Source organism: Collinsella sp. CLA-JM-H32, from assembly GCF_040098165.1.
Lineage (GTDB): Bacteria > Actinomycetota > Coriobacteriia > Coriobacteriales > Coriobacteriaceae > Collinsella.
Genome location: NZ_JBBNMZ010000005.1, coordinates 67,289 through 91,232 on the forward strand (window position 1 = coordinate 67,289; position 23,944 = coordinate 91,232).

At 60.9% G+C, this 23,944-nt stretch carries 21 protein-coding genes; 5 read left to right on the forward strand and 16 right to left on the reverse strand.

Annotation, left to right across the window (positions count from 1 at the left end; translation table 11 throughout):
- Positions 1-9: 9 nt before the first annotated feature.
- The 6 genes from hypB to AAA021_RS04340 all read right to left on the reverse strand — a co-directional run bounded on the left by hypB (position 10) and on the right by AAA021_RS04340 (position 4,315).
- Positions 10-693, reverse strand: a complete 684-nt coding sequence (gene hypB, locus AAA021_RS04315) for a hydrogenase nickel incorporation protein HypB (protein WP_238023040.1) — start codon at positions 691-693, stop codon at positions 10-12.
- A 56-nt stretch (positions 694-749) separates the two neighbouring features.
- Positions 750-1,106, reverse strand: coding sequence for a hydrogenase maturation nickel metallochaperone HypA (gene hypA, locus AAA021_RS04320; protein ID WP_022093859.1), 357 nt, complete (start codon positions 1,104-1,106; stop codon positions 750-752).
- A 6-nt stretch (positions 1,107-1,112) separates the two neighbouring features.
- On the reverse strand, positions 1,113-1,904 hold the full coding sequence (gene tatC / locus AAA021_RS04325) for a twin-arginine translocase subunit TatC (RefSeq protein ID WP_022093860.1): 792 nt from the start codon (positions 1,902-1,904) through the stop codon (positions 1,113-1,115).
- Positions 1,904-2,491 (reverse strand): twin-arginine translocase TatA/TatE family subunit, encoded by a 588-nt coding sequence (locus AAA021_RS04330; RefSeq protein WP_349088152.1) that lies wholly within the window; start codon positions 2,489-2,491, stop codon positions 1,904-1,906. The genes tatC and AAA021_RS04330 overlap by 1 nt, the downstream gene beginning before the upstream one ends.
- Before the next feature lie 153 nt (positions 2,492-2,644).
- Positions 2,645-2,959, reverse strand: coding sequence for an STAS domain-containing protein (locus AAA021_RS04335; RefSeq protein ID WP_349088154.1), 315 nt, complete (start codon positions 2,957-2,959; stop codon positions 2,645-2,647).
- A 51-nt stretch (positions 2,960-3,010) separates the two neighbouring features.
- Positions 3,011-4,315: an aminotransferase class I/II-fold pyridoxal phosphate-dependent enzyme gene (locus AAA021_RS04340; protein ID WP_349088155.1), complete on the reverse strand. Its 1,305-nt coding sequence runs from the start codon at positions 4,313-4,315 to the stop codon at positions 3,011-3,013.
- Positions 4,316-4,464: 149 nt separating this feature from the next.
- Between AAA021_RS04340 and AAA021_RS04345 the strand changes: the two genes are divergently transcribed.
- The gene (locus tag AAA021_RS04345) at positions 4,465-4,719 is read left to right on the forward strand and encodes a hypothetical protein (protein ID WP_055285533.1); all 255 of its coding nucleotides are present in this window, start codon (positions 4,465-4,467) and stop codon (positions 4,717-4,719) included.
- A gap of 332 nt (positions 4,720-5,051) precedes the next feature.
- Here the strand turns inward: AAA021_RS04345 and nhaA are convergent, their stop codons facing one another.
- From nhaA to AAA021_RS04360, 3 genes are all read right to left on the reverse strand, one after another.
- A complete protein-coding gene (gene nhaA / locus AAA021_RS04350) occupies positions 5,052-6,410 on the reverse strand; it encodes a Na+/H+ antiporter NhaA (RefSeq protein WP_349088156.1) in 1,359 nt (452 codons plus the stop codon).
- A 267-nt stretch (positions 6,411-6,677) separates the two neighbouring features.
- Positions 6,678-7,601 carry a manganese-dependent inorganic pyrophosphatase gene (locus AAA021_RS04355; protein WP_118226883.1) on the reverse strand — a complete coding sequence of 308 codons (924 nt, stop codon included), beginning with the start codon at positions 7,599-7,601 and terminating at the stop codon, positions 6,678-6,680.
- Between the two features lie 168 nt (positions 7,602-7,769).
- Positions 7,770-8,723: an ROK family protein gene (locus tag AAA021_RS04360; protein WP_035137699.1), complete on the reverse strand. Its 954-nt coding sequence runs from the start codon at positions 8,721-8,723 to the stop codon at positions 7,770-7,772.
- Positions 8,724-9,059: 336 nt separating this feature from the next.
- Between AAA021_RS04360 and AAA021_RS04365 the strand changes: the two genes are divergently transcribed.
- Both AAA021_RS04365 and AAA021_RS04370 read left to right on the forward strand, forming a co-directional pair.
- Positions 9,060-9,779 (forward strand): GntR family transcriptional regulator, encoded by a 720-nt coding sequence (locus tag AAA021_RS04365; protein ID WP_260700014.1) that lies wholly within the window; start codon positions 9,060-9,062, stop codon positions 9,777-9,779.
- Positions 9,780-9,847: 68 nt separating this feature from the next.
- Positions 9,848-10,786, forward strand: a complete 939-nt coding sequence (locus AAA021_RS04370; RefSeq protein ID WP_271761261.1) for a type I phosphomannose isomerase catalytic subunit — start codon at positions 9,848-9,850, stop codon at positions 10,784-10,786.
- Between the two features lie 281 nt (positions 10,787-11,067).
- On the opposite strand, the gene AAA021_RS04375 is transcribed toward AAA021_RS04370, so the two are convergent.
- On the reverse strand, positions 11,068-13,968 hold the full coding sequence (locus AAA021_RS04375) for a UvrD-helicase domain-containing protein (RefSeq protein ID WP_349088158.1): 2,901 nt from the start codon (positions 13,966-13,968) through the stop codon (positions 11,068-11,070).
- Positions 13,969-14,223: 255 nt separating this feature from the next.
- Positions 14,224-15,204: an undecaprenyl-diphosphate phosphatase gene (locus AAA021_RS04380; RefSeq protein WP_117746102.1), complete on the reverse strand. Its 981-nt coding sequence runs from the start codon at positions 15,202-15,204 to the stop codon at positions 14,224-14,226.
- A 247-nt stretch (positions 15,205-15,451) separates the two neighbouring features.
- Between AAA021_RS04380 and AAA021_RS04385 the strand changes: the two genes are divergently transcribed.
- Positions 15,452-15,889 (forward strand): universal stress protein, encoded by a 438-nt coding sequence (locus AAA021_RS04385; RefSeq protein WP_006235921.1) that lies wholly within the window; start codon positions 15,452-15,454, stop codon positions 15,887-15,889.
- A gap of 222 nt (positions 15,890-16,111) precedes the next feature.
- On the opposite strand, the gene AAA021_RS04390 is transcribed toward AAA021_RS04385, so the two are convergent.
- From AAA021_RS04390 to purH, 4 genes are all read right to left on the reverse strand, one after another.
- Positions 16,112-17,155: a sensor histidine kinase gene (locus tag AAA021_RS04390; protein ID WP_349088159.1), complete on the reverse strand. Its 1,044-nt coding sequence runs from the start codon at positions 17,153-17,155 to the stop codon at positions 16,112-16,114.
- 9 nt (positions 17,156-17,164) lie between these two features.
- Positions 17,165-17,836 carry a response regulator transcription factor gene (locus tag AAA021_RS04395; RefSeq protein WP_349088160.1) on the reverse strand — a complete coding sequence of 224 codons (672 nt, stop codon included), beginning with the start codon at positions 17,834-17,836 and terminating at the stop codon, positions 17,165-17,167.
- Between the two features lie 177 nt (positions 17,837-18,013).
- Entirely contained in the window at positions 18,014-18,745 is a 732-nt protein-coding gene (locus AAA021_RS04400; protein ID WP_349088161.1) for a hypothetical protein, read from the reverse strand.
- 81 nt (positions 18,746-18,826) lie between these two features.
- Positions 18,827-20,434, reverse strand: coding sequence for a bifunctional phosphoribosylaminoimidazolecarboxamide formyltransferase/IMP cyclohydrolase (gene purH / locus AAA021_RS04405; RefSeq protein ID WP_349088162.1), 1,608 nt, complete (start codon positions 20,432-20,434; stop codon positions 18,827-18,829).
- A 277-nt stretch (positions 20,435-20,711) separates the two neighbouring features.
- On the opposite strand from purH, the gene AAA021_RS04410 reads away from it, so the two are divergent.
- On the forward strand, positions 20,712-21,353 hold the full coding sequence (locus AAA021_RS04410) for a GNAT family N-acetyltransferase (protein ID WP_161115892.1): 642 nt from the start codon (positions 20,712-20,714) through the stop codon (positions 21,351-21,353).
- A 492-nt stretch (positions 21,354-21,845) separates the two neighbouring features.
- On the opposite strand, the gene AAA021_RS04415 is transcribed toward AAA021_RS04410, so the two are convergent.
- Positions 21,846-23,789: a DUF2207 domain-containing protein gene (locus tag AAA021_RS04415; protein ID WP_349088164.1), complete on the reverse strand. Its 1,944-nt coding sequence runs from the start codon at positions 23,787-23,789 to the stop codon at positions 21,846-21,848.
- Between the last annotated feature and the right edge of the window lie 155 nt (positions 23,790-23,944).

The window sequence follows — 23,944 nt, forward strand, 5'->3', positions numbered from 1 at the left end:
GCGGCCGATTTACGCCCTTGCTTGCTCGATCTGCCCGATGAGCCAATCGCACCAGGCATCCATGCCCTCACCCTTGCGCGCGCTCACGGCAAACCGCGGCGCCTGCGGATTGAGGTCATCGAGTGTCTTAGTATACCTATCCATGTCAAAATCGAAAGCCGGGGCCACATCGACCTTGTTGAGCAGCTGTGCGCCGGCGTGCTGGAAGATGCCCGGGTACTTGATGGGCTTGTCGTCGCCCTCGGGCACCGAGAGAATCATGATGGACAGGTTCTCGCCCAGGTCAAAGTCGACCGGGCAGACCAAGTTGCCCACGTTTTCGATAAAGATGACATCGATGTTTTGAAGGCCCACCGCCTGGTCGAACGCGTCAACGGCCTCCATGATCATGTTGCCCTCAAGGTGGCACAGGCCGCCCGTGTTGATTTGGATGGCGGGCATGCCGGCTTCCTTCATGGTGATGGCGTCGACGTCCGAGGCGATATCGCCCTCGATGACGGCGCAGCGCAAGCCGGCCTTGTCGCGCAGGCGCTCGTTGGTGCCCAGAATCGTAGTGGTCTTGCCCGAGCCAGGGCTCGACAGCACATTGATCACATAGGTGCCTGTCTCATTAAATCGCTGACGTAGCTGATCTGCCAGGCGCTCGTTGCGCGACAGAATCGGCGACGCGATATCAATCGTTTTCTCAGCCATATTCGGCACTCCTTAACTTCTAACCATTTATACCCCGTCCCCAGGTGGCTAGCGGGCTAATCGTCGGGGGTTTCGATTTCGATACTGGCGATGTCGAGTTCGCGGCCGTGCAGCAGACGCACGTTGGCGCCGCCACACTGAGGACAGCGACAATGGAAACGGTCGTGATCAAAGACCTCGCCGCAGTCCAGGCACTCGCTTTGTGGATGGACTTCCTCCACGGCAAGCTCGCAGCCGCGCGTGAGCGGATCCTCGTCGCGAAACGTCTCCCAGGCAAAGTCGAGCGCCTCGCGCACGACCTCGGTCATATCCCCGATACGCAGCGTCACCAAAACGGCGCGCGAGGCCCCCGCCCCACGCGCCGCGCGAATCACTGTATCGAGTATGCCGTTGACAATGCCAACCTCGTGCATACCGTTTTACTCCTCGTCGTCCTCGTCGTCCGAGAACAGGTCCAGACGGCTCACGAACAGGCCCTCTTTGCCCTCGCGCGCGGTAATGACCACGCGGGCGATAGCGAGCGAGATCTCGTAGAGCGAAAGCAGAGCACCGTACATAAGGCCCAGGGTGACGGGCGAGCCGTCGGGCGTGATCACGGCCGAACCCACGAGCAGGCCAACGTATACATAACGCCAGGCACCGCGGAAAGCAGCGTAGGACACGATGTGGAAGACGGACAGATAGAAGATGATGAGCGGAAGCTCAAACGCCACGCCAAAGCCGATCATAAAGAGCAGCTCCATGTTGACGTAGTTCTCCAGATCGGGCAGTGCCGTAGCGACGGCCGAGGTCTCGCCGATGAGCCACTCAAAGCCCGCAGGAATGATGATGAAGTAGCAAAAGATGGCGCCCAGGAAGAACAGCACCGTCGAGGCGAGCACCGTGGGCACGACCCACTTGCGCTCGTTGGGGCGAAGCGCCGGCAGGAAAAACGCCAGAATCTGCCAGATGATCATGGGCGTGCACATGACCACGGCCATCTTGATGGCCAGCGAAAAGCGCAGACCAAAGCCACCAAGGGTGGTGGTGATGTAGAACTTACCGTCCGGCACAAAGGAGCGGATGGGATCTTCCAGGATGTCGAGCACTACAGGCGTGGCGAAATACAGCACGATAGCGGCGGCAAACACCGACACGACCACGATGGTCAGGCGGCGACGGAGCTCTCCCAGGTGATCGAAGAGCGGCATGCGCGCGGGTCCGATAGGCATTACTCATCGCCTCCCTTCGGGGCGTCGGCGGCAGCAGCGTCGTCCTCGGCCTCGAGCTCGCGAGCGAGCTGGTCGACGACGGCCTTGCGCTTGCGGGGACGACGGGCGTAGAGATCGGCCGTCGTGGGCTCTGCCGGCTCGGGCTCGGGCTCCGGCTCTGCAGCAGGTTCGGGATCGACGGTGGCAGCGGCAGGCTCGGCCTCGGCGGGCTCGGCGCCCTCGGCCTCATCGGCAGCACCTTCGCCCTCAGCAGCACCCTCGCTCGCGGCCTTCTCGGCAGCAAGACGGGCGCGGCGCTCGGCAAAGGTCTCCTTCTTTGCGGGCGCAGCCGTCTCGACGGCATCCTCGTCCGCATCGGAATCATCATCGACGGCAGCCTTCTTGGGCTTGACCGGAGCCGACGCGGCCTCGCTCACCGGATCGATGATCTCGGACTGAACAACGGCCGTCATCTTTTCCTGCGTCTCGCGGAACTGACGGATGGCACGGCCGATCGTGCGGCCCATCTGTGGGAGCTTATCCGGGCCAAACAGCAAAAAGCCGAAGACCACGATGATCGCGAGCTCACCCTCTCCAATACCAAACACACATACCTCCAAGGCTCGATGTGAGTCGAGCCCGCACCGCGCCATTCGGCCGGAACTCGTCTATTCATTCGGTCAAGTATAGCGCCCGGACGCCAAAACGTCCGAGCGCATCACAAACATATGCCAAACGGCACGCCCTTTTGGGGGCAAAGATTATGCAGCGGTGATCGAAATCTCCTGGTCGACACCCAACAGCTGGACCACGCGCATCACCGGGGGCTGCACATTGGTGCAGCTAAAGCGCTTGCCGTGGTCGACCGCGTGGTGCGCGGCGCCCACGAGCACGCCAATGCCCGTCGAATCGATGTAGCTCACCTGGGCAAAATCGAGCTCAACGGCCTCAGTGGGCTGCTCGAGCGCCAGGTCGATGGCATTACGCAGGCTATCGGCTTTAGAGATATCGATCTCGCCGGTTACCTTAATGGTGTAGAGCTCTGGCGTGGGGTTGGTGGAAATACCCAAATCCATGTATACGCTCCTTTACGTATCGAAAGTGCGGATAGTACTGGAAGCCGCGCGTTAGGCGCGCTCGGCACGCGCAAGCTCGGCAGCGACGAGCTTGACGGCCAGCACCAGCACATCGAGCGCGGCCTCCAGGTCCTCGACCGTGGGATAGCTCGGCGCGATGCGGATGTTGGTATCGCGCGGATCCTTGCCATAGGGCCAGGTAGCACCGGCCGGCGTGAGCTTAACGCCCAGGTCGGCGCACAGCGCGGCGACCTTTTGGGCCGAGCCCTCGGGACCATCGAAGCTTACAAAGTAGCCGCCGCGGGGATGCGTCCAGGTGGCGCAGCCCGTGCCGCCCAGGCCCTCGGTGAGCTTGCGCTCAACGGCCTCAAAGCGCGGACGCAAAAACTCGGCATGCTTTTTCATGTGCTCCTTGACCGCCTCGATGGTGGGAAGGAAGCGCACGTGACGCAGCTGGTTGAGCTTGTCGGCGCTAATGAGGCCGGCCTTCAGGCGCTTGGAGAACTCGGCGATGACCGCGGGGCTCGCACCGATAAAGCCGATACCGGCGCCCGGGAAGGTGATCTTGGACGTCGAGGCAAATGCCACCACGCGGTCCTCGGTGCCCGCCGCGCGAGCGAGGTCAAAGATGTTTGCGAGCTCGTCGGTCTCGTCGTACAGGTCGTGCACGCAGTAGGCGTTGTCCCAGAAGATGCGGAAATCGGGTGCGGCCGTGGGCATCTCAACCAGGCGGCGCACAGTGTCCTCGCTAAAGGTGATGCCCGTGGGGTTGGAATACTTGGGCACGCACCAGATGCCCTTGATGGAATCGTCGGCGGCGACGAGGCGCTCGACCTCGTCCATGTCGGGGCCGTTGTCGGTCATCGCGACGGGGACGTTCTCGATACCCAGATCGGCGGTGATGCCAAAGTGGCGGTCGTAGCCGGGAACAGGGCACAGAAACTTGACCTTCTTGCCGTCGTGCGCTGCCTCGTAAGCCTCCCAGGGCTCGTTGCCGCACGAGCCGCAACGCCAGAACATACCGGCGATATCGTGCTCGATCAGCAGGCTCGACGAACCCAGCACGAGCGTCTGCTCGGCGGGGCAACCCAGGAACTCCCCCGCTAGCTTGCGTGCCGAGGGAATGCCCTCAAAGCAGCCGTAGTTGGAACAGTCGACGTTGCCGTCGTGCAGATCGGCATCGGCATTGAGGATATCGAGCATGGGTCGAGAGATGTCCACCTGGGAGGGCGACGGCTTGCCGCGGGCCATGTCGAGCACCAGGCCCTTGGCCTTGACCTCGGCGACCTCGGCCTTGAGCGCCTCGATGGCGGCATCGAGTTCGGTGGTTTCCATCTTCTGGTAGATCGTCTGCATGGGTGCGACCTTTCACGAAGCGGTACGTTGCAATTCTTCTAAGTATAGACCGCTACCGTCGCAACGTTATGAAGCCGTGATAGATTAAGTCCATCGCAATGAATTACGAATCGCCGCGCATGCCGGCATGAAGCGCCCAAGGAGGCACTATGGAGTACGGATCGTTCCAGGCCGAGGAATTCGGCGACCTTCAGCGCCTGGTCGACGGACTGTTTTACGACCGCCACGCCATCGACCGCCTGGATCTGATCGTACAGGCCGAAATCTTGGACCTGGCACCCGATCTCATGGAAATCGTGAACCTTTTGCCGCCCGGCTATTACGACCGCCAGTCACTTTGCGACCAGCTCAACTCCGCCTTGGCCGCCCACGGCTGGGGCGCCATCTACGGCACCGTGGAATAAACCTAGTCATTGGGGCCTGTGGTCAAAAAATAGCAAATATGAGTACTGTTACTTTTTTAGTAACAGCGATTTTGAATTAAAAAGGCCAGTCTTGGCCTTTTGTGCCCGGTTTTGGAAGGATGCATCGGCATTTTTCGTCCAGCCACGCAATCGTTAATGCACAGACAGAATAGATTTGTACATTATTTTTCGCGCCTAAAATGAAACGCCGTTTGTGACAGTACTCACAAACGGCGTTTTTTGGCCACTGGGGTGTCCGGCAGGTGGCAAGTACCACTCAAAACCGCGTTTTACACGCGCTCGAGCAGGCTCTGGCGTCTGTTTCTACGCGCCTACTCGTTCTTGGGCGCGGGGTGCTTGCAGATCACACTCATGTAGATCATGCCAAGTACGGCCGCGGTGACAGAGCCGGCGAGAATAGCGGCCTTGGCGGCCAGAACCTCAAACTGGGCCGTCGGGAAGGCGAGGCCGCTGATGAGAATCGACATGGTAAAGCCGATACCGCCCAGAATGCCCACGCCGGCAATCATATGCCAGTTGACATTGTGCGGCAGCTCGCAGGCCTTGAGCTTGACCAGGGCGAACGTCATGCCAAAGATGCCGATCGGCTTGCCCAGCAGCATGCCAAAGTACACGCCGAGCGTCACCGGGTCGGTGAGTAGCGTGCTCATGTCCACGCCCACCAGGCGAACCTGTGCGTTGACGAACGCGAAGATCGGCAGGATCACAAAGTTGACCGGCGTGGAGATCAGGCGCTCCATGCGGATGAGCGGCGGGGTCACGCGGTGCATGACGCGCTCGACTTTGGTGGTCGAGACGGTAAAGTCATGCTGGCCCAGGATGTGCGCCTCGTCGTCGTAGCGGTCATCGAGCAGCGGCAAGCACTCGCCCAGCCAATCGGTGAGACTATCAAGCTTAACACCGCACTTGGCCGGGATGGTGAAGGCCAGGATGACGCCAGCAAGCGTAGCGTGCACGCCGCTCTTGAACATGCAGAACCACAACAGCAGGCCCAGTACCGAATACGGGGCAAGGCGATAATGCTGCGTCTTGTTGAGCCACACGAGCGCACAGGTCACAAGCGCGGCGGCGCCCAACCAAAACGGATTGGGGCTCTGACCGTAGAAGATGGCGATGGCGGCGATGGAGATGAGGTCGTCGGCGATGGCGAGCGTCGAGAAGAACACGCGCACGCCGTTGGGCACGCGGTTGCCCAAAAGCGACAGCACGCCCAGCGCAAAGGCAATATCGGTTGCCATGGGAATGGCCCAGCCGTTGTGCGCGCCGGCATGGTTAAAGATCAGATAGATGCAGGCGGGAACGACGACGCCGCCCACGGCCGCCAGCATGGGAAGCATAGCCTGGCGCGGGTTCTTGAGCTCGCCGACCGTCATCTCGTACTTAAGCTCAATGCCCACCAACAAAAAGAAGATCGCCATGAGGAAGTCGTTGACGAAAAGCTCAACGGTAAGACCGGCCGTAAGGTTGCCCAGACCCACATACAGCGGGGTCTCCAAAAAGTGATGGATGGCCTCGTAGGCAACGGTGTTGGCGCAAATGACGGCGGCGATGGCGGCGAAGACCATGACGGCGGCGGAAATCGTGCCGTTCTCGGTGATGCGCTCCCAAATGTCGTGGCGCTCAAAACGCTTGCGCTCACGAACGTTAAACAGCTGCTCGGGTGCTGCCATGGGCGGCTCCTTTCACGGGAAAGCTCCCGTCTTAAAAAAGCACGGCCCGCCCAAGTGGCGGCGCCGCGCTCTAACGTATTACGCTTGCATCTAGCCTACCCTGCACGACAAGCGCGCAAGCGTGGCCGAAAAGCGGAACCACAGGTTGAACATTATTTGCTCAACGGCACGGGCACGCCTATCCAAGAGACGACGCGGCGCCGTGCACAAAAAACGACCGGAGCACGGGGCTTCCGCGATCCGGTCGTGGCGTTTGGTCGACTAAACCTAGCAGGCGGCCATGATGGGGGCAGCGACCTGCTTCTTACGGGAGAGGACGCCCGGCATCCAGACGCCGTCGTGCTCGTCGGCAATGCCCAGGCCCTTCTGAGCAGCCTCGGTCTCGCCCTCGAGCAGGACCTGCGAGCCCTCCTCCATGATGTCGGTGATGCACAGGACAATGCCGTCAGCACCCTTCTCGGCGGCGTAGGCGCGCATGGCCTCGCGAATCTCGTCGATCATGCCGAGTGCGCGGGTCTTGTCGACAGTCTCGTACTGGCCGATGAGCAGCTTCTTGCCAGCAGGCTCGAACATCTTGATGTCGTTGCCGACCATCTCGGCTGCGGTGAAGGAGCCGGACGGACGGGTGAGGAAAACCTCCATGCCAAACTTGACCGGGTCGACGCCCACCTGCTCGCCGAGCTTGGCGGCGACGGCGCGGTCGACATCGGTGGTGGTGGGGCTCTTGAGCATGAGCGTGTCGGTCATCATGGCCGAGAGCAGCAGCTTGGCCTGAACGTCGGAAAGCTCAACGCCGAGCACGCCGGCGAGCTTGGTGACGATGGTGCAGCTGGAGCCCCAGGGCAGGCAGATGTAGTGCAGCGGGCCGGCGGTCTCGAAGTCGCCGATGCGGTGATGGTCGACGACGCCAAAGACCGTGGCGTCCTTAAGGCCGGCGACGGACTGGGCAGACTCGTTGTGGTCGGTGAGGACGACGAGCTGACCAGCCTCGACGGACTCGATCACGCGGGGCTCGGCGATGCCGGCGTCGGCGAGCAGCTTGGCGGACTCGGCCGGAAGCTGACCAAGGGCGCAGGCCTCGTAGGTGTTGCCGGCATACTCAACCTGGTTGAGCAGCTGGGACAGGACGACGGCGCTCATGATGGCGTCGTTATCGGGGTTCTGGTGACCAAAGACAAGAACGTTTGCCATGGATATCCTCCACTTGATATGTGTACTTGGACGTAGCTATGGTAGCACGCCGATGCCGAGCCTTCGCAGACGGAAGGGCCACGGCATATTTTGGGGCGCAGGCACGGGGGCCAAGGCTGTCCCTTTTGCACCATGTTGGTGCAATGTAACCTGTCCCCCTTGCACCAGCTATTTACCGGCAGCGCGCAGGGCTACGTAGGCAGCACCGATGATGCCGGCGTCGTTTCCGAGCGAAGCGACCTTAATGGGCGTCTCGCGCGAGGCGGAAAGCGCGTACTGCTTAAAGTGCTCGCGAACCTTGTCGAGGTAGACATCGGCCGAGGCGGAGGCGCCGCCGCCGATGAGGAACATCTCGGGGTCGACCACGTTGGCAATAAGCGCCAGTGCGCGGCCGAGATAGTCGGCCATGGTATCGGCCGCGGCCAGCGCGAGCTTGTCGCCCTCGCGGCAGGCCTGGAACACGTCCTTGGAATCGGAGGGGCCGGTCAGCTCGATGGGCTCGACGCCCGCCTTCTTGCACTCGGCAAGGTAGTTGCTCACCACGCCGGTGGCGCTGGAATACTGCTCCAGGTGGCCATGGCCGCCGCAGCCGCAGGTGCGCTCCTCGGCCGGGTTCAGGCACATGTGGCCAATCTCGCCGCCAGCACCCACAACGCCCGATACCACGTCGCCGTTAACGATAACGCCGCCGCCCACGCCGGTACCAATGGTGACCATCACCACGTTCTGTACGCCCTTGGCAGAGCCGAGCCAGGCCTCGCCCATAGCAGCAGCGTTGGCGTCGTTCTCGTACTTAACGACCGCGTCGGGGCAGTGCTCCTGGATCGCGATCTTGAGCTCGGGCAGGTTGATGGCGATGTTCGCCTTGACCTTGGCATCGCCCGATGCCGGGATGGGGCACGGAACGGCCAGGCCAATGCCCGACACAAAGGCACGCGGAATCTGGGCCTTGGCGACCACCTGGTCGATAGCCTCGGTCACCGCGGCAAAGCCCGCAGCGTCAACGATGGGAGGCGTGGGCACGCTGGCCTTGGCAAGCAGGTTTCCGTCCTCATCGAACAGACCCTCCTTGACCGAGGTGCCGCCGACGTCGATGCCGATGTAATACTGCTTAGGTTCCATGGGAGCCCGCCTTTCTCGTTTAAACATTGCCTGTATGGTACCGCTCCCAAGGCAAAAACCTGCCAAAAAGGACAGGTTTGTTTTGGCAGGTTTTATCTGGGGAAGCGCAGAGTACGAGATTCGGTTCGCTGGGTGTTATATCGGTTCGGCCCCGTCCTCGGACCGATCATTTCTCAACACGACACTACTCAGACGTTTATCATTTAAAACGCTCTAATTTTTCAAGCGGGGCGACTTTTAATTTTATCTTTCTCGAACTTTTCAATAACTCAATAGAGATACTTAGGTGTTGACTATACTTTCTTTTATACTCAACCAAGTTTGAAAGGAGGTTCCATGATTCCCAAATACGAAGCGATAGCTGCAGATATTCGTCGCACTATCGAGGATGGCGCTCTTAAACCGGGCGACAAGCTTCCTACCGTCGTTGAGTTCTGCAAGCTCTATAACGTTTCCAAAATCACCGTCAAACGAGCTATTGAACAAATCACCGAAGAAGGTCTTATTACCAGCCGGCGTGGATCGGGTACCTACGTTAAGGACACGGCGGGGCTTCCCGGCCAGGCGTTTTTCCAGGGCAAAAACGACCGTACCCAGGGTTTTTCGTATGAGCATCGCGGGGAGAAGGTGACCTCGGTGGTCTACGATTTCTCGATCGTTAATCCACCAGCGGACATCGCAGCCCAGCTGGGAATTGCCGAGGATGACTTTGCCTATCACGTCGTGCGCGTGCGTCAGGCCGATGAGAAGCCCATCGTTATCGAGTACACCTACATGCCCCTCGAGCTGATTCCAGGCCTTAAAAAGAAGGACCTGTACGGATCGGTCTACCGCTTCATCCGCGAGCAATGTGGGCTGAAGATTTCGAGCTTCCACCGTACCATTCGCGCCGTGGCAGCAACCGAGGAAGAAGCCGAGCGTCTGGACACCAAACTTGGCTCTCCCCTGCTCGAGCTCACCCAGATTGGCTTTTTGGACAGCGGCGCCGCCTTTGAGTATTCGATCTCGCGCAACGTTGGCGATCGCTTTGAGTTGCACAACGTAACGTTGGCATAAGTTTTTGTAGTCACGCGGGCGCTCGTTTTGAGCTGTTTTGTGCAACGCCCGCGCAACATAATGGGGGTATGAATATGTCCGATTTGATTAAACTGACGCCGATCTTCCACGAGAAGATCTGGGGTGGCCGCCAGCTCGAAACCGTATTTGGTTACGACATTCCCGAAGGTCCCATCGGTGAGTGCTGGGCCATCTCGGCCCATCCCAACGGTGACTGCCAGATTGCGGAGGGACCGTACGCCGGCCACACGCTGTCGTGGCTGTGGGCCGAGCACCGCGAGCTCTTTGGCAACTGCGAGGGCAAGGAGTTCCCGCTGCTCATCAAGATTCTGGACGCCAAGGACGACCTTTCGATCCAGATTCATCCCAACGACGAGTACGCCGCCGAGCACGAGAACGGCAGCCTGGGTAAAACCGAGTGCTGGTACGTGCTGGATTGCGAGCCCGGCGCCACGATCATCGTCGGCCAGCGTGCTAAAGACCGCACTGAGGCCGCACAGATGATCAAGGACGGCCGCTGGGACGACATGCTCAACGTACTACCGATCCACAAGGGCGACTTTTTCCAGATTGATTCCGGTACCGTTCACGCCATCAAGGCCGGCACGCTCATTTTGGAAACGCAGCAGTCGAGCGACGTGACGTATCGTCTGTACGACTATGATCGCCCGGGCACCGACGGCAAACTGCGCCCGCTGCACATTAAGCAGAGCCTCGACTGCATCGACTTTGACGTCCAGGCCCCGGTCGATGGTACCGTGACCGCGCCCGAGGTGGACGGCGTGACCGAGCTCGAGTCCAACCCCTGCTACACCGTCGATCGCGTGCGCGTCGACGGCAGCAAGACCTTGGAGCAGCGCTGGCCCTTCATGTGTCTGTCGGTCATCGACGGCGAAGGCACCATCTGCGGCGACCCCGTCCGCAAGGGAAGCCACCTGCTGGCCCCCAGCACCGTCAGCTCCATCGACCTCGAAGGCAAGATGGAACTGATCATCAGCCACCTCTAGGTCACAACAACAACCAAAACGAAACAAGGGGCTCCCCCGTTCATCAACGGAGGAGCCCCTACTCGTATCTACATTTCAGCCCACCCGGTTCTCCAAATCAAAAAGCGGACGAGCGGAGCGGCGTTCGCAAGCAACGTTACCCAAGGACCTGGGCGGGCGTATGGGACAGCATCGATCGCGAGTTCCGCACGCAAAGGAGAGCACTTAATGTGCTCTCCGTCTTGCGCAGGACTGCCCGAGCAGGCGATGTTGCCCCATACGCCCGCCCAGGTCCGCCGGGATCACGACAGTTTGACGATCGGTGCAAAACCTTTCATTAGCTTTTTGGTCTGGCCGGTCTTTTCGAATTGAACCTCGATCATGTCTCCGACGACCGAGATCACGGTACCCGTGCCAAAGGTCTTGTGGCTCACGGTATCGCCTGCGGCAAAGTCCTGCGACGCGCTAGCGCGATCGACCTTGCGCTCCACTGTCGGCGACACCTTAGATGACGGCTTTTTGGCTCGCGGCGCACCCGAACCAAAGGTCGAGGCAACACGGCCGGCGTCGGGCGAGACCCCACGATGGCGCTCGGTCCCGTAGCTGCTGCCGCCAAAGAAATCGTCAAAACTCGATCCACCGCGCGAACCGGAACCGCCGGTCGAGCGCGTATGCGAACCAAACACCTTGCCGCCGTACATATCCGAGCCCATGCCCGAGCCAAAGGTGCCGTGACGGTCGCCGCGTTTCTCCCAGCCCGTGCCCTCAAAACCGGCAGAACCGATGCCGCTAAACTCGATATCCTCAAACGGAATCTCGTTGAGGAAGCGCGAGCGCGGGTTGGCAGAGGTCGAGCCGTAGGTGCGACGCGTGGCCGCATAGGTCAAGAACAGGCGCTTACGGGCGCGCGTGATGGCGACGTAGGCCAGGCGACGCTCCTCCTCGAGCTTGCCCGGGTCATCGCCGCCGCCAAAGTCGTGCACGTGCGGGAAGATACCCTCCTCCATGCCGGCCACGAACACCGCCGGGAACTCCAGGCCCTTGGCGGAGTGGATGGTCATCATGGTGATGGCATGCGTCTCGCCGGCCAGGGAATCCAAGTCGGAGCGCAAGGCCAGCCACTCCATGAGCGCCGGCAGCGCCTTACAGGTGAGCGGACCGTAGGTGCGCTCGATCTCGTCGGCATGCACGGCACCCGCCGGCAACTCTGTTGGCACGGCATACGCGTTGCCCGCGATGGCGGCGGCCAGGGCATCCTGCGGAGACAGCGCCGGAGCGGCCAAGCTATCGAGCGGATTGGAGCCCGCGGCGTCACGCGCACCAACGAGCGCCTCAAACGAGGATACCGGGGCAGACGGCCCCGGTTCGGGCGCAGGCGCGCTCACCACGACGGGCTCGGGCTCGGCGCTGACAGGCACATCGGCAACACCGGCAGCGCGCAGCTCTTCCAAGCTCTCGAGCGTACCTTCGATATCCTCATGCGTCTCCTCAAATTCGGCAGCGACACCCAGGAATTCCTGGATGTTCTCGGCGCGGCTCTCGGACTCCATGGTGCCCTCGGCGCGGAAAGCCTGCAGCAGGCCCGTCTTATCGACGATCATCTCGACAAAGTCCTTGAGCTCGCCGTCCATGCGGCGACCCTCGCGCACCAGCGACACAAAGCTCGACAGGCCATTGCGCACCTTGGCGCTAAACATGCCGGTTTCGGCGCACGCGATCTCGCAAGCCTGGAAGAACGAGCAACGGTTGTCGCGCGCCAGCTGCTCAATCTTTTGGATCGAGGTGGAGCCGATGCCGCGGCGCGGCGTGTTGATGACGCGCTTGACGCTCATCTCGTCTGCCGGGTTCACGATCATCTTGAGGTAGGCCATGACGTCGCGGATCTCGGCACGATCGAAGAATCGCGTGCCGCCCACAATCTTGTAGGGCACGCCTGCGCGCAGGAACATATCTTCGAGGATACGCGACTGGGCGTTGGTGCGGTAGAACACAGCAATATCGTCGTAGCTCGTGCCCTTGGAGTGCAGCTTTTCGATCTCGCCGGCAATCCAGCGGCCCTCGTCGCGCTCATCGCTTGCCTGGAAGGCCTGGATCTTCTCGCCGTCGCCCTCGGCCGTAAACAGGCGCTTCTCCTTGCGCTGCGAGTTGTGACGCACCACGGCGTTGGCGGCGCTCAGGATATGACCCGTGGAGCGGTAGTTCTGCTCTAGCTTGACGGTCTTGCAGTTTTTAAAGTCCTTCTCAAAGTCCAGGATATTGGTGATGTCGGCGCCACGCCAGCTATAAATGGACTGGTCGTCGTCGCCCACGACCATGAGGTTTTGGTACTTGGCGGCCAGCAGGTTGGCGATCTCGTACTGGACGTGGTTGGTGTCCTGATACTCGTCGACGCTAATGTAGCGGAAGCGCTCCTGGTACTTGTCGAGCACCTCGGGGCGGGTGCGCAGCAGCTCGAGCGTGCGCACGAGCAGGTCGTCGAAGTCCATCGCGTTGGCGGCGCGCAGGCGGCGTTCCAGCTCCAGGTAGACCTGCGCGGCCTTTTTGTCATTGGGGCTGTCGGCGGATTTGAGCATGTCCTCGGGGCCGATCATGGCGTTTTTGGCCGAGCTGATCTTGCTGCGGATCATGTTGATGGGGAACTGCTTTTGCTCGATACCGAGCGCCTGCATAATGTCGCGCACCATGCGCTTTGAGTCATCGTCATCGTAGATGGTGAACTGACCGGTGTATCCCAGCAGGTCGGCGTCCTCGCGCAGCATACGCACGCACATGGCATGGAAGGTGCATACCCACATGCCACGGGTGCCGCTGGGAATGAGTGCCGCCAGACGCTCACGCATCTCGGCCGCGGCCTTGTTGGTAAACGTGATGGCAAGGATCTGCCAGGGCTTAACGCCCAGGTCGCCGAGCATATGTGCGATACGGAAGGTCAAGACGCGGGTCTTGCCCGAGCCGGCGCCGGCAAGGACCAGCAGCGGGCCCTCGGTGGTCAGGACCGCCTCGCGCTGAGCGGGATTAAGGCTGTCGATGTCGACGAGCGGCTTGGCGGGCTTGGGCGCCGGCGCGGGAGCGTCGTAGATGTCGAGCGGAACGAGCTCGGGCTCCGGCGCAGCAGGGGCGGTGTATGCATCGAGCGGCACGGGTTCCGGCGCGGGCGGCACAGGTACCGCGACATTCTTTTCCCAGGGCAAGGGCTGGGTCATGGGCGACTCCTCATCTGACGGACGGCGCGCCTGCGGGCAGCGCCATAGTTTGAGCCGTACCAGTATACCGAGCCGCGCGGACACCGACGCAAATCACACCACGACTCCGTGCGCCACCGTCAGGCCCGCCCAGCGGATTTGGCGCAATGGGGTCAGGTTAGTCTGCACCACATTGGTGCAAAGAAACCTGGCCCCATTGCGCCAATCACGGAGCCACCGATGTCATGGCAACGGTAGCGAGCGGCGTCAACCAAGTTACAGGCCGAGCATAGGCTCCAGAACGAAGAAGTATGCGAGCACTACGACGCCCAGGATGATGCGGTAAACACCGAAGCACTTGAAGTCGTGACGGCGGACGAAGCCCATGAGCCACTTGATGGCGATGAGCGAAACCACAAAGGCCACAACGCAGCCCACGCCCAAGATAGCGACCTCGTTGGCGCCGAACGTGCCGCCCTTGATGAAGTATTTGACCAGCTTGAGTGCACTCGCGCCAAACATGACAGGGATGGCCAGGAAGAACGTAAACTTGGACGCCACCGAACGCGTACAGCCCAAAAGCAGGCCGCCGATGATGGTAGAACCGGAGCGAGACGTACCAGGCACCAGCGAAAGCACCTGGAAGCAGCCGATACCCAGCGCAGTCTTCCAGCTCAGGTCCTCGAGCGTGGCGATGGAGCCAAAGTCCAGATTCTCGTCATCGTCCTCATCCTCAGCGGTAGCCGCGGCGGGCGCCGCAAAGTGCGCACCGGCGGGACGTCCACCCGACACCACAGCACGCGAGCCAAACGAACCGGCAACGGCCATTTCCTCGCGCTTGCTCGCGCGCCAGTTCTCGATCACGATAAACAGCACGCCGTACACAATGAGCGCCAGCGCCACGACGGGAGCATTGTAGAAATGCTCCTCCATCCAGTCGTTAAGCGGCAGACCGATCGCCGCGGCGGGAATGCAGCCGAGCACAATCTTGCCCCACAGCACCCAGGTGTCGCGACGGCCCTCCTTGCCCTTGCTGGGCGAGAACGGATTGAGCTCATGGAAGAACAGCACACAGACGGCCAGAATGGCGCCGAGCTGAATCACGACCAGGAACATATTCCAGAACGTCTCGCTCACGTTCATCTTGACGAACTCGTCCACCAAGATCATGTGACCGGTCGACGAAACAGGCAGCCATTCGGTGATGCCCTCGACCAGGCCCATGAAGGCAGATTTTAGAAGCTCGATAATATCCAAAGGGACCCCCTCGTTAGACACCCGCCGATATTGTTCTGCGGACGGTGCGGGCGATGTCCCATTATCAACCGTTCGGGCGCGTCTACGCCTACCCTTACCAAAAAACTCGCCCGTTCACAGAATTGCGAGCGGTCAAACCCAAATCCTTGGGTATAACTGCAACAAGATAAAGTGTCCGGCGGCCAACGCGCCCGCGCCCGCCCGATGCACGAGCCCCGCGCCCGTGCGATAGACCAAGGAGGAAACCATGAACGAGGGCTACACCAAGGTATTTGTTTCACTCGACGGTACTGAGCAGCAGGATTTTGTGCTCGCACGCGCCATCAAGGTCGCCGCGAACAACGGCGCCAAGCTAATCATCGGCCACGTTATCGATTCCACGGCGCTCGAGAGCGCCGGTTCCTATCCGGTCGATCTGGTCAACGGCCTAGAGGAGGCATTTAAGAACTCCATCGCCAAGCAGCTCGAAGAGGCCAAGGCCAATCCCGATATTCCCGAGGTCGAGGTCATGATTCGCGCCGGCCGTATTCGCGAGACGCTCAAGGACGAGATGCTCGACGTGGTTAAGCCCGACCTGGTGCTCTGCGGCGCCCGCGGCCTGTCCTCGATCAAGTATGCGCTGCTGGGTTCGATTTCGACGTTCCTGCTGCGCAATACGGACTGCGACATCTTGGTCGTGAAGTAGCGTTGCTCCCACCGGCCGCGGGGCCTGCGGGGTTTCCACGGGCACGTCCTCGCCGCGTTGCGGCTGCGGGATGTGCCCTTAGGAAACCCCTCCCGGCCCCGCGGCCTTCGCAGCCTTACTTCAACGAGTTGTCTGATAGAAAAATGGCGTGCCGCCCCGTTTGGGGCGGCACGTTTTTCATGGGCGGCACGTTTTTGTTTGGGCGGACGTCCGCCGCGTGCGTTACTCGAAATACTGGAACTTGTTGGTTGAGAAGGCAAACGTGACGACAAAGCCTTTGCCGGAGTCGGATGCTGCGGTGACGTCGATGCCCATCTTGGAGCACAGGCGCGCCACCAGGTAGAGGCCGATGCCCGTTGCGCGCTTGGTGGTGCGGCCGTTGTCGCCGGTAAAACCCTTCTCGAACACGCGCGGCAGGTCTGCCGCACACACGCCGCAGCCGTTGTCCGCGACGGTAAGCTCGATGCGCTCGCTTGCCAGACCCTCGTCCAGCAACGCACCCGAAAACACGATCTTTGCGCCGTCCTCACGCGCATATTTAATGCTGTTCTGAATGAGCTGGCCCAGAATAAACTCGAGCCACTTCTCGTCGGTAAAGACCTCAAAGTCGAGGTTCTCGCACACCGGCGCCACGTGTGCCGCGATGAGCTCGCGCGCATTGGCCTTGATTGCGCCCGTCACCAGAGCCTTGAGGTTCCAACGTCGAATCAGATAATCGCGCTCCACAACCTCCGAGCGCGCATAGTAGAGCGCCTGGTCGATATAGCGCTCCACGCGGGCAAGCTCGCGTGCCAGGTCATCTACGCGCGACAGATCATCTTCGCTGCCGTCCAGGTTTTCCAAAATCAGATGGGCTGCCGCCAGGGGCAGCTTGGCCTCGTGGACCCAGCTCTCGATATAGTCGCGATAGTCATCGGTCTGGCGCCGGCCTTCGGCAACCTCGTCACAAGCGGCTTTGCCCACCCGGCGCAAGACCTCGTACTCGAGCTCGCCCTCGGCATGGGTCGGACATTGCACCATCTCCTGCACCCATGCGGGACTCTCGAGCTCCTCTGCCGCACGCTCCAGCTGGCGCAGAAAACGACGACGGCGCGCGTACTCGATCACGATGCCCAGCATGCCAAAGATAAAGGACACGCCGACCGCCACGACCACGATGGAAACGGGTGCGCAGGCGACCGTCAGCACAAAGCAGCTCAGCAGCACGCCGCACGTCCACACGGCGACGGGAAGTAGCGCATCTTTGAAGAATTTGGCGAACGACATAGCCGGCCCCTAGACCGAATAGCCCTGGCCGCGGTGCGTCGTCAAATACCCCTTGATGCCGATTTTTTCGAGCGTGGTGCGCAGGCGGTTGATGTTAACGGTAAGCGTGTTGTCGTCTACGAAGGCGTCGGAGTCCCACAGGTCCTGCATGATGGCCGAGCGCGAAACGATCTTGCCCGCGCGGCTCAGAAGCAGCGAGAGGATACGCAGTTCATTTTTGGTGAGCTCGGTGCTAGTGCCGGTTTGCGTATTGGTAACCATGGAGCGGGCGAGGTCAAGCTCCAGTCCCTTGTGGACGAGCGTACTGCGCTCGCCTGACGCCGCGGTGCGACGCAGCAAGGCATTGATGCGCGCCACGAGCACACGGGCGCTGTAGGGCTTGGGAACAAAGTCGTCCGCACCGAGCGTCATGGCCATGACCTCGTCGATCTCGGTCGTGCGCGACGTGAGGACGATGATGGGAACCTCGGATTCGCGGCGAACCTCGTGGCAGATATGCTGGCCGTCCTTGACGGGAAGCGTGAGGTCGAGCAGCACCAGGTCGGGCGCGGCGGCGAGAATATCGCGCGAGACATGCTCGAACGATTCGCAGGTCTCGATTTCAAACCCGGCGCGGGCAAGGATGTCAACAAGCTCGCGACGAATGGGTTCATCGTCCTCAACGATATAGATTAGCGCCATGGATTCCGCTCCCCTCTTGGTTGTCTTGCCCCATTATGACCGCGGAGCCGCAGGTACGCGCCTCGCGTGTCACCAAGGTGACAGAACTGTTCGCGAACGAAAACGCTTGGCTCGTCCCTCGCTCGCAACGGGCGCGGGAATCAAATGATTATTAAATCCCCGTCCCAGAAAAATCATTTAGCGGCGGGCGCGGAGCTTTTCGTAGCCGTCGGCGAAGAAGGCGACCGTCGCGGCGTCGGCCTCGGCAGCGTCCGTCTCGGTTGCGGGAACCACGCCGTGCTCGTCGCTCACCAGGAACAGCGCGCCCTTGAGTTGCGCGGGAATGTCTACGCGCGTGACCGGGATGCCCTTGGTCTGGGCGAGCTGCTCGATGAGCGTCGCCGTGCCGCACAGGCACTCGTCCGCCGGCGCCACAAAGGCAAGCTCGCCGTTGTTGACGGCGGCGAGCAACTCGGGCGCCACGCCGGTCTCGTCGGCCTCGGAGCGGGCCTCGGCGGAACGGGCACGCAGCGCCTTGGCCGACGTATCGGCGAGCGGCTCGTACTCCCCCACCGTCATGGCGGCGTTGCCGTTGATGTCGATCACCAGCATGAGTACGCCGTCGTGCGCAGTGTAATCGCCCTCGGCAAGCGACCACTCAACGTGCTGTTTGGCCCAGCTGAGCATGTTATGGGTAAGCGGCTCGCCCTGCACCAGGCGCTCGGACAGTGCGCGAATGTGGCGGTTGAGCATGGGCACCTTTTTATTGGACATGCGCCAACGGCAGATAAGCGCGGGCTTGTCGAGCGTAAACTTCTCGACCGCCTCCTGATTGGCGCAAAAGTCCTCGTACGCACGCTGATCCTCGGCATTGCCAAACAGCTCGGCATCATCAATCTGGGGCATGGTCATACCTTTCGTGTTAGTCATTCCGTCCTCTTATACCAAAAAGACGGCCCTCCAAACGGAGCAGCCGTCTTTTGCGGAGATTATTTTGTCCCAAGGCGGAACTTAGTGGCGGAAGTGGCGGGCGCCGGTAAAGACCATAGCAATATTGTGCTCGTTGCAGGCCTGGATGCTTTCGTCGTCGCGCTTGGAGCCGCCGGGCTGGATGATGCAGGTCACGCCGTGTGCAGCAAGCACGTCGACGTTGTCGCGGAACGGGAAGAACGCGTCGCTTGCACAGGCAAAGCCGCCCTTCTCCACGCCCTCGCGCTCGCAGAAGTCCTCGGCGCGCTCGCAGGCAAGTAGCGCAGAGTCAACGCGGTTAGGCTGACCCGGGCCCATGCCAATGCCGGCCTTACCCTTGGAGACCAGGATGGCGTTGGACTTAACGCCCTTGCAGACCTTCCAGGCAAACTCGAGCTCGGCCATCTCGGCGTCGGTGGGCTTGCGGTCGGTGGGGAACGTAAAGGTCGCGGGATCCTCGGTCACGTGGTCGACCTCCTGCACCAGCATGCCGCCGTCGACGGAGCGCAGCTCCACCTGAGCGCCGTGGTCCACGCCGCCGGTCGCCAACACGCGCAGGTTGGGGCGCTTGGCCATGCGCTCGAGCGCCTCGGCGGTGTAGCTCGGGGCGATGATGACCTCGACGAACTGCTTGTTCTGATCGGCAAAGTGCTCAACCAGATCAAAGGGAACCTCGCGGTTGCAGGCGATGATGCCGCCGAAGGCGCTCTTGGGATCGCAGGCAAAAGCGCGGTCGTAGGCAGCCGTGATGTCCTCGGCAACGGCGGAACCGCAGGGGTTCTGGTGCTTGAGGATTACGCAGGCCGGCTCGTCGAACTCGCGGACCAGGTTCCAGGCGGCGTCGGCATCCAGATAGTTGTTGTAGCTGAGCGGCTTGCCCTGGATCTGCTTGGAGCCCACGAGCGGGAACTGCGAGCTCGCGGTGTTCTCGCAGCCCTCGGCAAAGCGATAGACTGTGGCTTTCTGCTGCGGGTTCTCGCCATAGCGCAGGTCGTCGACCTTCTCCAGCGAAATCTCGAGCTTGGCAGAGGTGTCCGCCACGTCGCTTGCCTGGGCGGCGAGCCAGCGGGAGATGGCCGTGTCGTAGGCGGCGGTGGTCTGGTAGACCTTCACCTGCAGGCGACGACGGGTGGAAAGCGTGGTGCAGCCACCGGTCTCGTGCATCTCGGCCAGGACGGCATCATAGTCGGCCGGATCGGAAATGACGGTAACGCTCGTGGCGTTCTTGGCGGCAGAGCGCAGCATGGAGGGGCCACCGATGTCGATGTGCTCGATGGCGTCCGCGAAGGTGACCTCGGGGTTGGCGACGGTCTTCTCGAACTCGTACAGGTTGACGACGACCAGGTCGATCAGCTTAATGCCGTGCTGAGCCGCCTCCTGCATGTGCTGCTCGGAATCGCGGCGGGCCAGCAGCGCGCCATGAACCTTGGGGTGCAGGGTCTTAACGCGGCCGTCCATCATCTCGGGATAGCCCGTGAACTCCTCGATGGGGGTTACGGGAACGCCCGCGTCCTCGATGGCACGAGCCGTGCCGCCCGTAGAGATGATCTCGACGCCAAAGTCGTCAACCAGCGTCCGTGCGAAATCGACGACGCCCGTCTTATCGGTAACCGAGATCAACGCGCGTGCGATCTTCACATCAGATCCCATGCAGTCCTCCTGTCTGGTACGCCGCCGTGCTCTGTGAGTCGGTGATACGTCGATCTGCAGCGCTCGCGCAGCGGCATTGAAAATACTGATTTAATGTAGCGCATCGAGCGCATCGATGCACCCCGCAACGGGCGCATGTGCAGAAAAAGTTTGCGAGCGGAGGGGATGGGCATGGCACCGGGCACGGTGAGTTCATGGAACACAGGGGCACCATAATTAGATGCCAATGGCGTGGTAGAACTGTGCTCGATATGCATCCGCAAAAGAAAGAGGCACCATGGTCTCGCGGGTTCTCTACCGACCGTTTGATACCGAAGACTTCGACGCCATCGCGCTGATTCTGCAGCAGCTTTGGCATAACAATTCGGATAACGATGAGTACAACCGCCTTGAGGCCGCGTGCGACCTCGCCTATTGCCTTTCGTCGTCGACGTTTTCACAGGTTGCCGTAATCGACGGTCAGGCGCGTGGCATTTCGCTCGCGCGTGCGGGACAGAGCTCCGGCACCACTATCAACGAGCATTGGATGGATACCGAACGCGCGCTGCTATCGCAGATGCGTGAGCTAGAGCCCGATGCGTGCGCCGAGTATCTCTCGTTTGTGCGCGCAACCATCCGAACCAACAACCGCCTGCTCGAGAGCAGCCCGTTGCCGCACGACAACGAGGTCACGCTGCTTGCCGTGGATCGCGATGTCCATGGCCTGGGCGTTGGCACGGTTCTGCTCGATGCCGCCGTCTCGCACCTGTCCTCGCTTGGAGCGACGAGGGCGCACCTGTACACCGACTCCAACTGCTCGTGGAAGTTCTACGAGCTGCACGGCTTTAAGCGCACGGCCACGCACCGCGCCAACCGCGAAGAGCGCCGTCACGACATGCCGCGCGAAAGCTTCCTCTACGAACTCGATCTAACAGCCTAAACCCGGCAGTTAGGGACGTTCCTTTTGTGCCGGCACCCCGGGACACTCCTTGGCAGCAACCGCACCTAGTCGTTGGGGACATTCTTGGGTAGCACAGTCGACGAAACCCTCGTTGGCGTCGCCCTATAGAGGGGTCTGCAAATAGCTGTGGGCAAAAAACATCAAATATGAGTACTGTTACCTTTTTAGTAGCAGCGATTTGGGGCATTTTAGAGGCTTTTAGACATAGCAGCCAGTCAGGCGAGCTGACGTATTTCCACAAATGTTCAATAAAATGGGCCCCTAACGAGAGATAATCTCATTAGGAGCCCATTATTTAGTGCAAATATATGTCACTATAATGGCAACAGTACTCATATTTGGCATTTTTTGCCCACTGCCCCCTGTGTGGGGATCCGTAACGGAAAGATAGACCCATTTCAAAGCATAAAAATGGGATAGATTTTCCGCCAACAGTCGCCGGAGAAGATCCATCCCAAAAATCAGAGCGCGCTAGAACGTTCCGCCGCCGCCTCCGCCGACGCCGCCGCCTCCGCCGCCAGAGAAGCCGCCGCCTCCGCCGCCGCCCGAGCTGTCGGAGCTCGACGCCAGCTCACGGATGCTCTCGTGATACACGTCATCGAACGAATCGAGCGGAGACTCGATACCGTAATGATGGTAGTACCACCAGTAGCAGGGATAATTGTCATAGAAGCCGTCGGCCTCGCGCACCTCGGGCGGCACGGCCTCGGCAAGCTGACGCAGCACTTCCTTGGAAACACCCAGCGCCACGCCCATCACCAGCAGCTTGTTCCACAGCACCAGATCGCCCGGGACGGCTTCCTTTAGACGCGTGAAGTCCTCGAGCCAATGCTTAAGTGCCTTGCAGCGAGCCGCCACCTCGGCGCCCTCCGGCGTAAAGCGGCGGAACGTAAGGCCCACGCCAATACCCACCAGCACAATCGGCACCGAGATAACCGCGGCGATAATGTTCGCCTGCGCGCCGTCGGTAAAGAAGATGGATCCCACGGGAACAAAGGCAATCAGGATACCAAGAACCAGGCAAAACACCATTGCAACAATGCCGTCCGAGGCAACGTACTCGCTATCGGCCAGCTTGCCCTTAACGGTGTTCTGATAGTCCTCGAGCTTATCACCCACGGGTGTAGCGTGCTGCTTGACGTAGTGCTGCAGCTCGTCGAACGTGCGCGAGCGATCGCCGTTCTCGTCAGGCTTAGCACCGGCAAAGAAGACCTTGAGCACCATGTGGTCAATGCCCTTGGCCGACTTCCAGCCCGCATCGCTCACCGTCACGCGATACGTCTGCTCTTCTTTTTCACGCCCCAACAGACCCTTCTTGGCCTTGGTCACGGTCGCCTGCTCCAGCTTGATCACACGGTCGTCAGTGAGCTTCATGAGCGTGGCGATATATGCCTGATCGGGCACCTCGTTCCAGCTCATGAGGGCCGAAAGCACGGCGGGATGGTCGGCTGAAGGCACATCGCGGAAATATTCGCCCTGGAAAAGCGGCTTGGGCTTACGGCGGCGCAGCTTGAGCATAACGATTGTGCCGGTAAAGGCCACCGCCGCAACAACACTTAGCACGGCAAGTGCATTGGCAATCATGCGAGCGTGAGCGCGGCGGGCGTTAGCTTCGTCGGCCCATTCCTTCTCTTCGCTCAGGATCGTTGACATGCGCTCTTCGCCCGAGGCGGCAAGCTGCGGCACCCAGTCGCTAGGGAAGGCGATGCGTGCCTCGGCGAATTCGCCCTGATGCACGCAGGGAATGGTATAGGTGACCATGGGTTCGTCCGCATCGAGCGATACATCGCCCGTCAGCGGGCCGTGGCCCCATGCGCGGAAGTTATCGCCTTTGACGGCCGCCGTCCCGGCAGCGGCATTTGCGAAGCGCACTTCCATCTCGACATCGTCGGAGTCCGCGGACCAGCCGTCGCCCACAAACTTCCAGTAGAGCTCGGCGGTATCGGCCCAGTTCATGACCGCACCGGTCATGGTGTAGCTCACGTAATAGATCGCGCTGTCGCCGCTCTCGTGAGGGCTGAACACCTTAATCCTTACGCCGTCACCGGTCTGTTCGACCGTATAGACGCCAGAGTCGCCCTTGTTCGCGCTATCGACTTTGTTAAACGCGGTGTCCTCTTCCTCGACACTCAGCACATCGACGCCCGCCGTGCCGCCCTGCTGGTTGGTACCCGTATTGATCTCCCAAAACACGCCGTTGATGTCGTCATCGAAATCAAACTGGCGACCCTCGACAACGCTCAGCGAGCCATCGGCCTCGACCGTGGCACCGATATAGGTTTGGGTCATGGAATAACCGTCGGCGTGTGCGGCGGCGGGCAGTAGCAGCAATGCAAGCGCGACGAGTGCGCAGACGGAAGCAAATCGCGCAAACAGGCGGCGCTGCCGACAGGTTTTGGCAACGGGGTCGTTCATAGGCACATCCTTTGTCTGTGATACCAGTAGCGTCATTGTCCCACGTTTGCGGGTACGCATGACAAACATCTAGGCGACCGGAGCGCCAAACGGGATGAAAGTCACACCCGCACCCCGGCAGCTAGTCATTGGGGACGTTCTTAAATGACTAGTCA